Origin of the sequence: Nocardioides xinjiangensis, from assembly GCF_017916455.1 — a bacterium.
GTDB classification, from domain to species: Bacteria; Actinomycetota; Actinomycetes; order Propionibacteriales; family Nocardioidaceae; genus Nocardioides; species Nocardioides xinjiangensis.
Genome location: NZ_JAFMSY010000001.1, coordinates 1,950,196 through 1,965,820 on the forward strand (window position 1 = coordinate 1,950,196; position 15,625 = coordinate 1,965,820).

General features: G+C 73.3%; 14 protein-coding genes. 11 read left to right on the forward strand and 3 right to left on the reverse strand.

Features of this window, described 5'->3' with window-relative positions:
• Positions 1 to 22: 22 nt before the first annotated feature.
• The 5 genes from J3P38_RS09170 to J3P38_RS09190 are packed head-to-tail and all read left to right on the forward strand — an operon-like array spanning position 23 to position 4,553.
• A complete protein-coding gene (locus J3P38_RS09170) occupies positions 23 to 1,441 on the forward strand; it encodes a rhamnulokinase (RefSeq protein WP_307807822.1) in 1,419 nt (472 codons plus the stop codon).
• A complete protein-coding gene (locus J3P38_RS09175; protein WP_210439459.1) occupies positions 1,438 to 1,647 on the forward strand; it encodes a response regulator transcription factor in 210 nt (69 codons plus the stop codon). The genes J3P38_RS09170 and J3P38_RS09175 overlap by 4 nt, the downstream gene beginning before the upstream one ends.
• Before the next feature lie 55 nt (positions 1,648 to 1,702).
• On the forward strand, positions 1,703 to 2,485 hold the full coding sequence (locus J3P38_RS09180) for a (Fe-S)-binding protein (protein ID WP_210503362.1): 783 nt from the start codon (positions 1,703 to 1,705) through the stop codon (positions 2,483 to 2,485).
• Positions 2,482 to 3,972 (forward strand): lactate utilization protein B, encoded by a 1,491-nt coding sequence (locus J3P38_RS09185; RefSeq protein WP_210503363.1) that lies wholly within the window; start codon positions 2,482 to 2,484, stop codon positions 3,970 to 3,972. The genes J3P38_RS09180 and J3P38_RS09185 overlap by 4 nt, the downstream gene beginning before the upstream one ends.
• Positions 3,969 to 4,553: a LutC/YkgG family protein gene (locus J3P38_RS09190; RefSeq protein ID WP_210439462.1), complete on the forward strand. Its 585-nt coding sequence runs from the start codon at positions 3,969 to 3,971 to the stop codon at positions 4,551 to 4,553. Before J3P38_RS09185 ends, J3P38_RS09190 begins: the two co-directional genes overlap by 4 nt.
• Before the next feature lie 114 nt (positions 4,554 to 4,667).
• Here J3P38_RS09190 and J3P38_RS09195 read toward each other — a convergent pair whose 3' ends face one another.
• On the reverse strand, positions 4,668 to 5,423 hold the full coding sequence (locus tag J3P38_RS09195; protein WP_210503364.1) for an endonuclease/exonuclease/phosphatase family protein: 756 nt from the start codon (positions 5,421 to 5,423) through the stop codon (positions 4,668 to 4,670).
• Between the two features lie 53 nt (positions 5,424 to 5,476).
• Between J3P38_RS09195 and J3P38_RS09200 the strand changes: the two genes are divergently transcribed.
• From J3P38_RS09200 to pntB, 3 genes are all read left to right on the forward strand, one after another.
• Complete coding sequence (locus tag J3P38_RS09200; protein ID WP_210439464.1) at positions 5,477 to 6,046, forward strand: nucleotidyltransferase family protein; 570 nt, start codon at positions 5,477 to 5,479, stop codon at positions 6,044 to 6,046.
• A gap of 163 nt (positions 6,047 to 6,209) precedes the next feature.
• The gene (locus J3P38_RS09205; RefSeq protein ID WP_210503365.1) at positions 6,210 to 7,754 is read left to right on the forward strand and encodes a Re/Si-specific NAD(P)(+) transhydrogenase subunit alpha; all 1,545 of its coding nucleotides are present in this window, start codon (positions 6,210 to 6,212) and stop codon (positions 7,752 to 7,754) included.
• Between the two features lies 1 nt (position 7,755).
• Complete coding sequence (pntB, locus tag J3P38_RS09210; protein ID WP_307807823.1) at positions 7,756 to 9,198, forward strand: Re/Si-specific NAD(P)(+) transhydrogenase subunit beta; 1,443 nt, start codon at positions 7,756 to 7,758, stop codon at positions 9,196 to 9,198.
• A 15-nt stretch (positions 9,199 to 9,213) separates the two neighbouring features.
• Here the strand turns inward: pntB and thpR are convergent, their stop codons facing one another.
• A complete protein-coding gene (thpR, locus tag J3P38_RS09215; RefSeq protein WP_210439466.1) occupies positions 9,214 to 9,777 on the reverse strand; it encodes an RNA 2',3'-cyclic phosphodiesterase in 564 nt (187 codons plus the stop codon).
• A gap of 10 nt (positions 9,778 to 9,787) precedes the next feature.
• Positions 9,788 to 10,933, reverse strand: coding sequence for an acyl-CoA dehydrogenase family protein (locus J3P38_RS09220; protein ID WP_210503366.1), 1,146 nt, complete (start codon positions 10,931 to 10,933; stop codon positions 9,788 to 9,790).
• Positions 10,934 to 11,053: 120 nt separating this feature from the next.
• On the opposite strand from J3P38_RS09220, the gene J3P38_RS09225 reads away from it, so the two are divergent.
• From J3P38_RS09225 to J3P38_RS09235, 3 genes are all read left to right on the forward strand, one after another.
• Complete coding sequence (locus J3P38_RS09225; protein ID WP_210439468.1) at positions 11,054 to 12,826, forward strand: sensor histidine kinase; 1,773 nt, start codon at positions 11,054 to 11,056, stop codon at positions 12,824 to 12,826.
• A 4-nt stretch (positions 12,827 to 12,830) separates the two neighbouring features.
• Positions 12,831 to 13,718: a M15 family metallopeptidase gene (locus J3P38_RS09230; RefSeq protein WP_307807824.1), complete on the forward strand. Its 888-nt coding sequence runs from the start codon at positions 12,831 to 12,833 to the stop codon at positions 13,716 to 13,718.
• A gap of 120 nt (positions 13,719 to 13,838) precedes the next feature.
• Positions 13,839 to 15,611, forward strand: coding sequence for a sensor histidine kinase (locus tag J3P38_RS09235; protein ID WP_210439469.1), 1,773 nt, complete (start codon positions 13,839 to 13,841; stop codon positions 15,609 to 15,611).
• Positions 15,612 to 15,625 lie beyond the last annotated feature (14 nt).

Here is a 15,625-nt window from a genome sequence, read left to right on the forward strand (position 1 = left end):
CGGCCCCGTCAGCGTCGCCGCCGTGGACCTCGGGGCGTCGAGCGGCCGGGTGATGCTCGGCGAGGTCGGTCCCGACGTCCTCCGGCTGACCGCGGCGGCGCGGTTCGGCAACGACCCGGTCCGCACGCCCGACGGGCTGCACTGGAACATCCTCGAGCTCTACCGCCAGGCCCTCGTCGGTCTCGCGGCTGCGGCGCGGCTGGCCGCCGGCACTCCCGCGGGCCGGCTGGCCAGCGTGGGCATCGACAGCTGGGCGGTGGACTACGGCCTGCTGCGCGACGGCCGGCTGCTGGGGCAGCCGTTCCACTACCGCGACGAGCGGCGGGGCGGAGCCGGGTCGCGCGCGGTGCACGTCGTCGTGTCGGCGGAGGACCTGTACGCGCGCAACGGCCTGCAGTTCCTGCCGTTCAACACCGTCTACCAGCTCGCCGCCGACAGCTGGCACCGCGACGCAGACCGGGTGCTCCTCGTGCCGGACCTCCTCGCCCACTGGCTGACGGGGGAGGAGCGGACCGAGCGCACCAACGCCTCGACGACCGGGCTCCTCGACGTCACCACGGGCGACTGGGACACCGACCTGATGACCCGGCTCGACCTCGCACGCCACCTGTTCGCCGACCTGGTCGACCCCGGAACCACGGTGGGTGCCGTGCAGCCCGGGGTCGGCGAGGCGGTCGGCGCTGCGGAGCTGAGCGGCCTGCCGGTGGTCGCGGTCGGCTCGCACGACACGGCCTCCGCCGTCGTCGGCGTGCCGTTCGCGCGGCCGGAGTCGGCTTACATCTCGCTCGGGACGTGGGGACTGGTGGGGCTCGAGCTCGAGACGCCGGTGCTCACGGACGAGAGCCGGCTGGCGAACTTCACCAACGAGGGCGGCGTGGACGGCACGGTCCGCTTCCTCACCAACGTGATGGGCACCTGGCTGCTCAGCCAGACGCTGCGCACCTGGGGACGCGACGACCTCACGGCGCTCCTCGCCGCCGCAGCCGACGTGCCGGCGAGCACCGTGCCACTGGTCGACGTGCAGGACCGCCGCTTCGTGCCGCCCGGCGACATGCCGGCCCGCATCGCCGAGTGGTGCGCCGAGCACGACGTCGCGCCGCCCCGCGACGCGGCGTCGACGGTGCGGTGCATCATCGAGTCGCTGGCCGCGGCGTACGCCGACGCGCTGGCGACAGCGACCCGCCTGGCCGACCGGAGCGTCGAGGTCGTCCACGTCGTCGGCGGCGGCAGCCAGAACACCCTGCTGTGCCAGGCGATCGCGGACCGCACCGGCCTGCCCGTCGTGGCCGGGCCGGTCGAGGCGACCGCCCTGGGCAACGTGCTCGTGCAGGCCAGGGCCGCGGGGGCGGTCACCGGCGGGCTGGACGACCTGCGGCGGCTGGTCCGCACGACGCACGACCTGCGCCGCCACGAGCCCGTGGGGATCCGATCGAGCGCATGAACGAGGTGCGCAGGACGGTCCTGTCCGACGACGAGATCCGGGTCCTCCGGCTGATGGCCGAGGGGGAGACGGTGCCGGTCGTGGCACGCAGGCTGGACATGTCCGAGCGCACGGTGCGACGCAAGGCACGCAGCGCGTGCGACAAGCTGGCGTGCGACTCCACGATCGAGGCGATCGTGTGGGCCGTGCGCAACCGGCTCTTCTAGCAATCTCTTGCAGCAACGAGGAGCACACTGTGAGGCAGACGAGAGGAACGGTGACGTGAAGGTCGCTCTCCAGGTCACGTGCGTCAACGACGCCATGTTCCCCGACACGGGGAAGGCGGTCGTGCGCCTGCTGCGGCGGCTCGGCGTCGACGTCGACTTCCCCGGCGCGCAGACCTGCTGCGGGCAGCCGATGGTCAACACCGGCTACCTCGACGAGGCGGTGCCGGTCGTGCGCACCTTCGTCGACGCCTTCGCCGGTTACGACGCCATCGTGACGCCGTCGGGGTCGTGCGCCGGGTCCGCCCGGCACCAGCACTCCATCGTGGCCGAGCGCTCGGGCGACCCGGCACTCGTCGCCGCCGTCGCCGAGACCGCTCCGCGGACCTACGAGCTCACCGAGTTCCTGGTCGACGTGCTGGGCGTGACCGACGTCGGCGCCTACTTCCCGCACCGGGTGACCTACCACCCCACCTGCCACAGCCTCCGGATGCTCGGCGTGGGTGACCGGCCGCGGCGGCTGCTCGAGGCGGTGCGGGGGATCGAGCTGGTCGAGCTCCCGCAGGCGACGGAGTGCTGCGGGTTCGGCGGCACCTTCGCGCTCAAGAACGCCGACACCTCGGTGGCGATGGGTGCCGACAAGGCGCGGCACGTCCGTGACACCGGCGCCGAGGTGCTGGTCGCGGGCGACAACTCCTGCCTGATGCACATCGGCGGGATGCTCTCGCGCCAGCGGGCCGGCGTACGCGTGATGCACCTGGCGGAGATCCTCGCCGCCACCGAGGTGTCTGAGGGCGAGACCGGCGGTCCGGCCGTCGGCGCGAGGGCGGCCGGGGCATGAGCGGCACCTTCGTCGGCATGCCGGCCTTCCCGACGGCTGCGCGCGAGGCGCTGGCCGACACCCAGCTGCGCCGCAACCTGGCCCACGCCACGCACACGATCCGCGACAAGCGCGCGCGGGTGGTCGCCGAGGTCGAGGACTGGGAGGACCTCCGGCTGGCCGGAGCCGGCGTGAAGGAGGCCGCGCTCCGCGACCTGGCCACGCACCTGGAGACGCTCGAGGCCTCGCTCGTCCGAGCCGGTGCGACCGTGCACTGGGCCCGGGACGCCGAGGAGGCGTGCGCCATCGTCGCCGACGTCGCGCGCCGGCACGGCGCCGACGAGGTGGTCAAGGTCAAGTCGATGGCGACCCAGGAGATCGGCCTCAACGAGGCGCTCGAGGCCGAGGGCATCGCCGCCTGGGAGACCGACCTGGCCGAGCTGATCGTCCAGCTCGGCGACGACCTGCCCTCCCACATCCTGGTGCCGGCGATCCACCGCAACCGGGCCGAGATCCGCGAGATCTTCCGCCGGCGGATGGCCGACGTCGGCCGCGCGGCGCCCGACGACCTCAGCGACGAGCCCGGCGTCCTCGCCGGCGCGGCGCGCGAGCACCTGCGGGAGAAGTTCCTGCGCGCCAAGGTCGCGGTCAGCGGCGCGAACTTCGCCGTCGCCGACACCGGCACCCTCGTCGTCGTCGAGTCCGAGGGCAACGGCCGGATGTGCCTGACGCTGCCCGAGGTGCTGGTGAGCGTGGTGGGGATAGAGAAGGTCGTGGCGACCTGGTCCGACCTCGACCCGATGCTGCGCCTGCTGCCCCGCTCGTCGACCGGCGAGCGGATGAACCCCTACACCTCGACGTGGACAGGCGTGACCCCCGGGGACGGGCCGCAGGAGGTGCACGTCGTCCTGCTCGACAACGGCCGCACCCGGGCCCTCGCCGACGAGGTCGGGCGCCAGGCGCTGCGCTGCATCCGCTGCTCGGCCTGCCTCAACGTCTGCCCCGTCTACGAGCGGGTCGGCGGCCACGCCTACGGCTCGGTCTACCCCGGGCCCATCGGGGCGATCCTCAACCCCCTGCTGCGCGGGGTCTCCGACGAGCAGACGGCCTCGCTGCCGTACGCGTCGTCCCTGTGCGGCGCCTGCTTCGAGGTCTGCCCCGTCCGGATCGACATCCCGTCGGTGCTGGTCGACCAGCGCGCCGCGGTCGTCGACTCGCACCGCGGGGACCGCGTCCCGAAGGCCGAGGCGGCGGCGATGAAGGCCGCGGCCTGGACCTTCGCCGACGCCCGGCGCCTCCGGTGGGCCGAGCGCGCCTCCGGTCTCGCCGGACGGGTGCTGGGCCGCTTCTCCCGGACGACGCTGCCCGGCGGTCGCGCCGCCGCCGGCCGGCTGCCGGGGCCGGGCGCCGGCTGGACCGGGGCCCGCGACCTCCCAGCCCCTCCCGCGGAGTCCTTCCGCGAGTGGTGGGACCGCACCGACGGCGGACAGGACGGTGACCGACGATGAGCGCCCGTGACGAGATCCTCGGGCGCGTGCGCGCCGCGCTGGCCGACGTGTCGCCCGCCGTCTCGGTCCCGGCCGCGCCCCGCGTCCCCGACCGGGGCGACCTCGTCGGCCTGTTCGTCGAGCGCGTCGAGGACTACCGGGCGGTGGTCACCCGGTGCGCGGAGGCGGACCTCGCGTCGGTCGTCGCCGACGTGCTGGGGACGGCGCGCGCCGTCGTACCGCCGGGCCTCGGACTCACCGTCGCCGACGCCGTGGTCGACGAGGGGCTCAGCGCGGCCGACCTCGACGCGATCGACGCCGTCGTCACCCGGGCCGCCGTGGGCATCGCCGAGACCGGCACGATCGTGCTCGACCACCAGCCCGACCAGGGGCGGCGCGCGATCAGCCTGGTGCCCGACCTCCACGTCTGCATCGTCGACGAGAGCCAGGTCGTGGCCGACGTGCCAGACGCGATCGCCCTCCTCGACCCGGCCCGGCCGCTGACCTGGATCAGCGGGCCGTCGGCGACCAGCGACATCGAGCTCGACCGCGTCGAGGGCGTCCATGGTCCTCGGACGCTGCACGTGGTGCTCGTGGGCTGACGTCACTCGACACCTCTCGCACCCCGGGCGGTGCGTGAGGCAGGTTCTGAGCCCGCAGAACCTGCATCACTCACCGCTGGGCTCCCGGCCGCGCCGGCTCCGAGACGTACGACGTCAGATGTCGACGACCAGCGCCCGGTGGTCCGACAGGGGCAGCTCGACGACCCGACCGGTCGCCGGCGGCAGGTCGCCGTCGAGCAGCACGTGGTCGAGCTGCTCACGGGGGGAGCCGGCGGGGAAGGTGAGGCCGCTGACGAGGGGCCGCATGCGCGAGATCCGAGCCGCCCGCTCGGGCCCCATGTTGAGGTCGCCCATGAGCACGAAGGGCCGGTCGGCCCCGGAGAGGGAGTCGCGCACCCGGGCGAGCTGCCGGCCGTTCCACCACTCGACGAAGGTGAGGTGCACGTTGGCGACGGTGATGACGCCGTGCGGGGTCTCGACGGTCGCGGCCACCGCCACGCGCGGCTCGTCGCGCACCAGCTCGGGGCGCCTGGATCCCGAGAACATCATCGGCACCCGTACGGGCACCGGAGCGAGCCGGACCGTGTGCCAGGCCCGCACCGGGCACCGCGACAGCAGCGCGATGCCGTACGCCGCGCTGTCCGGCTGCTCGTCGCCCACGGCCGCCATCCACGTGGCGCCCGGCACGCCCGCGAGCGCGGCGACGAAGCGGTGCTCCGTCGCGCCCATCGCCTCGGCGGCGAGCGCGGTCAGGTCGACCTCCGACGAGCGGGACTGGTAGCGGTCCACCTCCTGCAGCGCCAGCACGTCGGCGTCGAGCGAGGCGATCGCCCCCGCGAAGCGGTCGAGGTCGACCCGGTCGTCGCTCTGCGACCGGCCGTGGAGGATGTTGAAGGTGGCCAAGCGCACGCGCCCCGGTGCCCGACCCCGGTGAAGTCATGCGTGGTGGGTACCTGCTGCCCATGCCCCGTTCCGCCGTACCGGAGTCGCAGGAAGCCCTGCGCGAGGCGCTCAAGCGCGTCGCCGTCGTGCTGAAGGAGGGCGGTGTCCCGTTCGCGCTGACCGGCGGGTACGCCGTGTGGGCGCGAGGCGGCCCGGAGTCGGTGCACGACGTCGACTTCCTGATCGCGGCCGAGGACGCCGAGCGCGCCGCGGAGGTGCTCGAGGCCGGTGGCGTCGAGGTCGTGCACCCGCCGGAGGACTGGCTGTTCAAGGCGTACAGCGACGGCGCGATGGTCGACCTCATCCACCGGCACTCGGGAAGTCCCGCGCCGCGCGCGATCGTCGAGGACGCCGACGTCCTGGAGGTGCTCTCGGTCCAGATGCCGGTGCTCTCCGCCACGGAGGTGCTCGTGCAGAAGATGCTGGCGCTCGACGAGCACTACTGCGACTTCGGCGCGATGATCCCGGTGGTGCGGGCCCTACGCGAGCAGGTCGACTTCGCGCGGGTGCGCGAGGAGACCGCCGGAAGCCCGTTCGCGGCGGCGCTGCTGTTCCTGCTCGAGCGCCTGGACGTGGTGCCGCCGGCCTGAGCCGCCCAGGCGCGGAACGCCGGGGCGGGCGGGCTGACGCGGTGATGTGGTCCACGCCACACCGGGTGGCGCTGACCGGAGCGCTGACTTCGGTACGTTGTGCCCGGTCCCGCACGCCTGTCAGCTCCGTCCACCCACCCGAGCCCCCACCCAGGAGGCAGCAGTGCGCATCGGCATCCCCCGCGAGTCCCGGCCCGGCGAGACCCTCGTCGCCGCCACCGCGAAGACGGCGGCCCAGCTGGCCGCGCTCGGCTACGACGTGGTCGTCGAGCGAGGCGCTGGCGCGGCCGCGGACCAGCCGGACGGCGCGTACGTCCACGCCGGCGTGCGGGTCGGCGATCGCGACGAGGTGTGGGCGAGCGACGTCGTGATCAAGGTCGACGCGCCGACCGACGACGAGGTCGCGCTGCTGCGGCCCGGTGCGACGCTCGTCGGCCTGCTGGCCCCCGCGCGCAGCCCTGAGCTGGTCGAGCGGCTCGCCGCGGCAGGCGTGACGGCCCTCGCGATGGACGCCGTGCCGCGGATCTCCCGGGCGCAGTCGATGGACGTGCTGTCGTCGATGGCCAACGTCGCCGGCTACCGCGCCGTCATCGAGGCGGCACACGAGTTCGGCCGGCTCTTCACCGGCCAGGTCACCGCAGCCGGCAAGGTGCCGCCGGCCCGGGTCTTCGTCGTCGGCGCGGGCGTCGCGGGCCTGGCGGCCATCGGCGCCGCCGGCTCGCTGGGCGCGGTCGTGCGGGCGTTCGACGTACGTCCGGAGGTCGCGGAGCAGGTCGAGTCGATGGGCGCGGAGTTCGTCAGGGTCGACATGCAGCAGGAGGTCTCCTCCGACGGCTACGCCAAGGAGATGACCGCCGAGCAGGAGGCCGCGACCGCGGCGATGTACGACGAGGAGGCGCGCGCCGCCGACATCGTCATCACGACCGCGCTCATCCCCGGCCGGCCCGCGCCCCGGCTGATCACCGCCGAGACGGTCGCGACGATGCGCCCCGGCTCGGTCGTGGTCGACATGGCCGCGGCCAACGGTGGCAACGTCGCCGCGACGGTGAAGGACCAGCGGGTGGTGACCGGCAACGGCGTCACGGTGCTGGGCTACACCGACCTCGCCGGACGCCTGGCCGCGCAGACCAGCCAGCTCTACGGCACCAACGTCGTCAACCTGCTCAAGCTGCTGACGCCGGCGAAGGACGGCGTGCTGACCCTCGACCTGGACGACGTCATCCAGCGCGGCATCACGGTGACCCGTGCCGTCGAGGCGGGCGCCGAGGTCATGTGGCCCCCGCCGCCGGTGCAGGTGTCCGCGGCCGCCCCCGCGACCCAGGTGCTGCCGGCCGCCGAGCCGGCCCCGCCTCCCCGGCCGGCGGACCCCAGGAGGAAGTGGTACGCCGCCGGGCTGGCGGCCGTCGCGTTCGCGGTGCTCGCGTCGCTGGCCCCTGCCAGCTTCCTGGGCCACTTCACCGTCTTCGCGCTGGCCGTCGTCGTCGGCTACTACGTCATCTCCAACGTCTCGCACGCGCTGCACACCCCGCTCATGGCGGAGACCAACGCCATCTCCGGGATCATCCTGGTCGGCGGCATCCTCCAGGTCGGCAGCGACGACGTCGCCGTGATGCTGCTCGCGCTGGTCGCGGTGTTCGTGGCGAGCATCAACATCTTCGGCGGCTTCCTCGTGACGCTGCGCATGCTCGAGATGTTCCGGAAGGACTGACGTGAGCGACTTCTTGACGTCCGACAACCTCTTCGGCCTCGTCACCGGCGCCTACATCGTCGCCGGCCTCCTCTTCATCGGTGCTCTCGCCGGGCTGTCGAGGCACGAGACGGCCAAGCTGGGCAACCTCGCGGGCATGGCCGGGATGGGGCTGGCGCTGCTGGCGACCCTCCTGCTCGCCGCCCAGAAGGCCGAGATCGCCCGCGAGCGCAGCTTCGCCGTCACCCTGCTCCTGGTGCTCCTCATGATGGCTGCCGGCGCCGCGGTGGGCGCCTGGCGGGCACGCACCGTCGAGATGACCGGGATGCCCGAGCTGGTCGCGATGCTGCACAGCTTCGTCGGCCTCGCCGCCGTGCTGGTCGGCATCAACTCCTACCTCGAGCTCGACGGCCACGCCGACGCCGCGCACGACGTCGAGGTCTTCGTCGGGGTGTTCATCGGCGCGGTGACCTTCACCGGCTCGGTCGTCGCCTGGGCCAAGCTGAGCGGCCGGATGTCGTCCGCGCCGCTCACCCTGCCGGGACGGCACCTGCTCAACCTCGCCGTCATCGTCGCCTCGGTGCTGCTGATGGCCTGGTTCGTCGCGCTCGACGGGGAGCTCGCCCTGGGCCTGGTGCCGCTGCTCGCGATGACCGTGCTTGCCCTGCTGCTGGGCTTCCACCTCGTCGCGGCCATCGGTGGCGGCGACATGCCGGTCGTGGTGTCGATGCTCAACAGCTACTCCGGCTGGGCGGCGGCCGCGGCCGGGTTCATGCTCGGCAACGACCTGCTGATCATCACCGGAGCGCTGGTCGGCTCGTCGGGTGCGATCCTCAGCTACATCATGTGCAAGGCGATGAACCGCTCGTTCATCAGCGTCATCGCGGGCGGCTTCGGCTCCGACGGCGGCCAGGCCGGCGGCTCGGACCGCGACTACGGCGAGCACCGCGAGATCCAGGCCGACGGGGTGGCCGAGCTGCTCGCGAACGCCTCGTCCGTCGTGATCACGCCGGGCTACGGCATGGCGGTCGCGCAGGCGCAGTACCCGGTCGCGGAGATGACCAGGAAGCTGCGCGAGAAGGGCGTCGAGGTCCGCTTCGGCATCCACCCGGTCGCCGGCCGCCTGCCCGGCCACATGAACGTCCTGCTCGCCGAGGCCAAGGTGCCCTACGACATCGTGCTGGAGATGGACGAGATCAACGACGACTTCCCCGACACCGACGTCGTGCTGGTCATCGGCGCCAACGACACCGTCAACCCGGCCGCCCTCGAGGAGCCGGGCTCGCCCATCGCCGGCATGCCGGTGCTCGAGGTGTGGAACGCCCGCGACGTCGTGGTGTTCAAGCGCTCGATGGCCACCGGCTACGCCGGGGTGCAGAACCCGCTGTTCTTCAAGGAGAACACGCAGATGCTCTTCGGCGACGCCAAGGACAGGGTCACCGAGATCGTCGCCGCGCTCGGCTGAGTGTTTCGGGCAGGCTCAGCCCAGCGCGTACGTGCCGACGACCTCGTGCCGCGGCCGCCGGCGGGGTCCCTCGCCCAGGTGCGAGGCCACCAGGGCGAGCTCGTCCACGGTCCACGCCGGGCCGTCGTAGGCGTCGAGCAGCCGTACCCACGACGTGACGTTGTCGGGCCGGCCGAGCCGGCCGAGGGTGAGGTGGGGCCGGAAGCGCTGGCCGTCGACACGGGCACCGGCCCCGGACATCGCCGCGCGGCAGCCGGCCGCCAGCCGGTCCAACGCGTCGGCTGCCGTGTCGTCGGCGGCGAGCCGTGCGTAGAGCACGCGCGCCCGGTCGGGGTCCGGGAAGGCGCCGCCGCCGGCGACGCGCAGCGCGAACGGCGCGCGTCGCCGGGCGAGGGCGGTGAGGCGCTCGTCGAGCTCGTCGAGGCCCCGCTCCGGGACGGCGTCGGAGAAGGCGAGCGTCACGTGCCACTGGCCCGGGTCCGACCAACGGAACGCCGCCGCGTCACGGCGCACGGCCAGGAAGTCGTCGAGGTGCTCGACGACCTCTGCGGGCGGCACCACGGCCACGAACATCCTCATCGGACGGCTCTCACAGGCCGAGGTCGCGCCCGATCAGCATCTTCATGATCTCGTTCGAGCCGGCCCAGATCTTGGTGACGCGGGCGTCGCGCCACGCGCGGGCGACGCGGTACTCGTTCATGTAGCCGTAGCCGCCGTGGACCTGCACGCATTGGTCGAGGACGTCGTTCTGGACCTGCGAGGTCCACCACTTCGCCTTCGCGGCGTCGACGGGGGTGAGCTCCTTGCGGGTGTGCGCGATGACGCACTGGTCGACGAAGGCCTGCGTCACGTCGATGCGGGTCACGAGGTCGGCGAGCAGGAACTGCGTGTTCTGGAAGGTGCCGATCGGCCGGCCGAACGCCTGCCGGTCCTTGGCGTACTGGATCGTCTCCTCGAGGATCTGCTTGGCGTGGGCGAGGTTGGTGATCGCCGAGCCGAGGCGCTCCTGCGGCAGGAACTGCATCATCGAGATGAAGCCGGTGTCGAGCGGGCCGACGAGGTCGTCGTGGCTGACGCGTACGTCGTCGAAGGCGAGCTCGGCGGTGTCGGACTCGTCCTGGCCCACCTTGTCGAGCACACGGCCCACGCTGAAGCCGTCGAGGCTGGTGTCCACGGCGAAGAGCGAGATGCCCTTGGCCTTCTTCTCCGGGCTCGTGCGCGCGGCCACCAGCACGAGGTCGGCGGAGCCGCCGTTGGTGATGAAGGTCTTGGAGCCGTTGATGACCCAGTCGTCGCCGTCGCGCACGGCGGTCGTCCTGAGGTTCGCGAGGTCGGAGCCGCCGCCGGGCTCGGTCATGCCGATCGCCGTGACGATCTCACCGCTGGCGCACTGCGGGAGCCAGCGGGCCTTCTGCGCGTCCGTCGTGAGGTGCACGAGGTACGGGACGGTGATGTCGGCGTGGATGCCGAGGCAGCTCGGCAGGGTCATGTTGACCTTCGCGAGCTCCTCGGTGAGCACGGCGTTGAAGCGGTAGTCGCCGGCCTCGGCGCCGCCGTACTCCTCGGGGATCTCCAGGCCGAGGAAGCCCTGCTTGCCTGCGGCGAGCCAGAAGTCCCGGTCGAGGCCGTGGCCGGCGGCGTAGCCCTCGAGTTGAGGGGTCACCTCGCGGTCCAGGAACTGCTTGACCGACGCCCGGAAAGCCTCGTGGTCCTCGTTGTAGATGTCGCGCTGCATGGCGCTATGTTACCCACCAGTCAACTAACGTGGCGCGTTCATCCCGAAGTTCGCTGCCGCCCCCGGCCGCGCCCGCGTAACGTCCCGGGGCGGAACGCGTTGTCGGGGGCGGGGGCATCGATGAGGCAGGACGACGGGACGTGGGTGCGTCCTCGGGCACAGGCGTGGGGCAACGAGGCCCAGCGTGCGGTGCTGCACGCGCTCGCCGAGGACATCGCCCGGCGCTCGGAGCACCGGGTGGCCGCCATCCAGGTGCTGCGCTCCGACGGCCACCTCGAGTTCGCCGCGATCACGGGCGACCCGGACGTCCGGGCCCGGCTGCTGGGCCAGGCGGCGCCCTTGGCGCTCGAGCCGATGACCGCGTTCGGCTCGCCCGTCGAGGGCTGGATCCACATCCCGGGCGAGCGGCTCGACGACGACGCGCGCGCCTGGCTGGCCGAGTACGGCCACACCCCCGACCTGCCCGCGCCGGACCGGCAGGACGGGTGGCGCCCGGACGACCGGCTGGTGCGGTTGCTGCGCAACGACGCCGGCGAGCTCCGGGCCACCCTCTACCTCGACGAGCCCCTGTCGGGCCTGCGACCCACGAGGGCCTCGGTCGCGGCGATCAACGCGGAGGCGCACGTGCTGTTCGACGCGATCGTGGGCGTCGTCGAGCGCGAGCTGTACGCCCAGGAGGTGCGCATGCTGGCGCAGGTCCGCACGGCGCTGCACAGCGTACGGCCCGGACTGCCCCTCCAGGACTTCGTCGCGGAGGTGTCCGGAGCGATGGTCGCGGCGCTCGACGTGCACTCGGTGGACCTCGTGGTGGCCGGCGGCACGGTCCCCGACCTCGAGCCGAGCACCGCCGCCGCCCTGGAGGCCCACGTGCGCGACGCGTGGGCGGACCGTCGGCACTTCGTCGTGGAGCGGACGCAGACCTGGGGAGCCGCCGAGGCGGCGGTCGCCACCCCGCCTGCGCTCCGCGCCCTGATGGAGGGTCGTGGACTCGAGTCGCTGCTCCTGGTGCCGATCGGGATGGGCGAGGACTACCTCGGGACGCTGGCGCTCGGCCGGACGCGAGCACAGTCGCGCTGGATCGACTCGGAGGTCAACGCCGCGACCACGGTGGCCAGCGACATGGCCGGCGTGCTCCTCGGGTCCCGCCTGATGGACCGTGAGCGCAGGCTCAACGCCGAGCTGCGCAGCGTCAGCGACTACCGCCGTGACATGGTCCTCACCCTCGCGCACGAGCTGCGCAACCCCGTCAGCGTGCTGTGGATGCACCTCGAGATGCTGGGCGAGGTCGTCGGGTTCCGTCCGGTGCAGGAGTCGCTGGCCGCCATGGACCGTGCCACCCGGCGCATCGAGGACATGGTCGAGGACCTCATGGCACTGGCCTCGGTGAGCGACACCGGGCACGACTCGCCGTCCGACGTCGACCTGTCCGCCCTGGTCCGGGAGGGCGGCGAGTTCCTCGCGCCGACCGCTCGGGCGTCGGGCGTGGCGTTCGAGCTCCGCGTGGCCGACGACCTGCGGGTCGTCGGTGAGCCCGCCGGGCTGCAGCGCATGGTGAGCAACCTGCTGTCCAACGCCTTCAAGTACACGCCCGCCGGCGGCCGGGTCACGATGGAGGCCGGCAGCCGCGCGGTCGGCGGCCGTGACGGCGTCTCGATCACGTGCGCCGACACCGGCATCGGCATCGGGTCCTCCGAGCTCGGGCAGGTCTTCTCACCGTTCTTCCGCTCGCGCGACGCCGAGGCCCGCAAGCGCCCGGGCACCGGGCTCGGGCTCGCGATCGTCGAGCGGGTGGTCGCGCGTCACGGCGGCACCGTGGAGGTGCAGTCGGTGCTGGGCGAGGGCACCACGCTCACGGTGTGGCTGCCGCTGGCGCCGCCCGACGACGTACCGTGAGCCCGTGCCCTCCGTCCTCTCCGCCGCCCTCGGGGTCGACGCGCTCGTCGCGGCCCTGGTCCAGGCGCTGCTGACGGTCTCGGGTGTGCCGGTCGCGGTCCCGGACGAGTCGGCGCGGCCGCCCGCCCGGGCGGCGGCGCGCAGCGTCGACGGCACGCAGCCGCTCCCGGCGACCGGCTTCGGGAGCGTCCCCCCGCGCTGGCTGGGCACGCGCGTGCTGCCCGAGGACCCGCGCACGGGCTACGGCCGGGTGCTCCCGACGCCGTCGGTCATGCGGCACCGGCGCTGGACCCTGCCCGACGACGTACGCCCCCTGCCGGGACGCGGCTATGCCAGCGAGGTCGTCGCGCCGGCGCCGCGGCGCGTGGTCCGGCGGTCCACCTGGCGGCCGGGCTGCCCGGTCGCCGCCACGGACCTGGCGTGGGTGCGCCTGGCGTTCTGGGGCTTCGACGGCCGGCGCCACACCGGCGAGCTGCTGGTGCACCGTGCCGTGGCCCACGACGTCGCGCAGGTCTTCGGCGTGCTGTACCGCGCGCGGTTCCCGCAGGAGCAGGTCGGCATCGTCGGGTCCTACGACCCCGACGCTCCCAGCACCGGCGACGGCAACGGCACGGGCGCGTTCGTGTGCCGGTCCTCCACCGGCGCCTCGTACTTCTCCCAGCACGCCTACGGCTTGGCGATCGACCTCAACTCCTTCCAGAACCCCTACGCCAAGGGCGACGTCGTGCTCCCGGAGCTCGCGTCCTCCTACCTCGCCCGGGCCCGGGTGCGGTCCGGGATGGTGACCGCCGACGGCCCGGTCGTGCGGGCGTTCGCGCGCATCGGCTGGGAGTGGGGCGGCGCCTGGCGCTACTCCAAGGACTACATGCACTTCAGCCGGAACGGTCGCTGACACCGTCGGACGACAGTCCGACGACAACGCCGCCCAGTCCGGACCCGGTCCGGCGGAACGCCTGCCGGGACGCGGCCGGCCACCTACGATCCCAGTGGTGGACAGGAGGACGGGTGGCTCATGGATCAGCGGCAGACGGGTGAGCGCAGGACGCGCGACCTGAACTGGGGCGACGCGCGCGCCCGCGCCCTGATGGACGCGCTGGCCGCAGACGCCGCCGCCCGCACCGGCTTCCGGGTCTGCGCGATCGAGGTGGTGAGGCCCCGGGGCCTCCTCGAGTTCGTCGCCATCCACGACGACGCCGACAACGCTGCCGATCGCATCGGCACCGCCTCGCGCCTCTCGGACATGGAGCAGGTGTTCGCCGACGGCAAGCCCTTCGGGCACCTCGTCTGGATGCCGCAGGAGGTCTACTCCGACGCCTCCCGCGAGGTCATGGCCGGGGTGTCGTTGATTCCGGACATCCCGGCCACGGGCGACCCGGCCGACTGGCACCCGATGGACATGCTCGCCGCCCGCATCACCGACGAGCGCGGCGACCTCCGGGCCCTGCTGTACCTCGACGTGCCGGTCGACCTCCGGCGCCCCGACGAGGACCGGCTGTTGCGGATCAGCGACGAGCTGGCGATGACGCTGCGGTCGGTGGTCACCGCCGTGGAACGCGAGGAGTACGCCCACCACATGCGGGTCATCCGGGCCACTCGCCGGCTGGCTCGGTCGGCGCCGGCCCGGCACGACGTCAACCACCTGCTGCGCGAGGCCCGCGCGACGCTGCTGACCGCCTTGTCGGTCGACGAGCTCGAGATCCGGCTCTTCATCTGCGACGAGTCCGGCGCCACCGACGCCCTCGGCCTCGGCATGGCGCCGGACGTCCGGCAGGCGCTCGACGAGGCGGCCGGCCGCGCGTGGACCGGCCAGCGGGTGCTCATCGTCGAGCCGGGGCAGGTGTGGGGCGACGACGGCCTGGCGGCGCACGCCGACTGGTTCACCGGTGCGCTGGCCGCCGCGGGCTTCGAGGCGGTCGTCGTGGCGCCCGTCGGCGTCGACGACGAGGTCCTCGGGATGCTGATGTGCGCCCGGCGCACCGGCTCCCGGCGCTGGACCGACGGCGAGGGGATCGCCGCGCTGGAGCTCGGTCACGACCTCGGCCGGGCGATCGCCAACGCGCACGCCACGCAACGCGAGCGGCGCCTCCTCGAGGAGCTCCGCGGTGTGGAGGAGGCGCGGTACCGCTTCCTGCGCGAGCTGACGCACGAGATGAACAACCCGCTGACCGTGGTCACCGCCAACGCCGAGCTCCTCGCGGTCAGCGGCCTCGCGGACGAGCACGAGCGCCGTGTGCGGGCGATCCTGCGCGGCAGCGAGCGGCTCGGCGGCCTGCTCGAAGGCCTTGCGACGCTCTCCCGCGTCAGCGACCCCCACCACCCGCCGAGCATGCAGCGGGTGGACCTGCTGGCGATCGTCGAGGAGACGCTCGCGTCGATGGCGGCCGTGGCGGAGCGGGCGGGCATCGCCCTCCACCGCGTCGGGGAGTCCGACGAGGCGGTCGTGCTCGGCGACCCGAAGGAGATCGCCAGCGCCGTGGCGAACCTCGTCGACAACGCGGTGAAGTACTCCGACCCCGGTGACGAGGTCTGGCTCGGGATCGAGCGTCGGGCGGACGGCGGCCTGACGTTCGGCTGCAGGGACGAGGGCATCGGGATCTCCGACAGCGACCAGGCCGACCTCTTCCTGCCCCTCTTCCGCTCGACGAACCAGGCGGCGCTGCTGCGCCCGGGCACCGGTCTCGGCCTCGGCATCGTGCGGGAGGTCATGCACCGCCACGGCGGCACCGTGGAGGTGGAGTCGGCGCTCGGCCGCGGCACGCACGTGCGACTCCACTTCCGGTCCTGACCCCGCCCCACCCG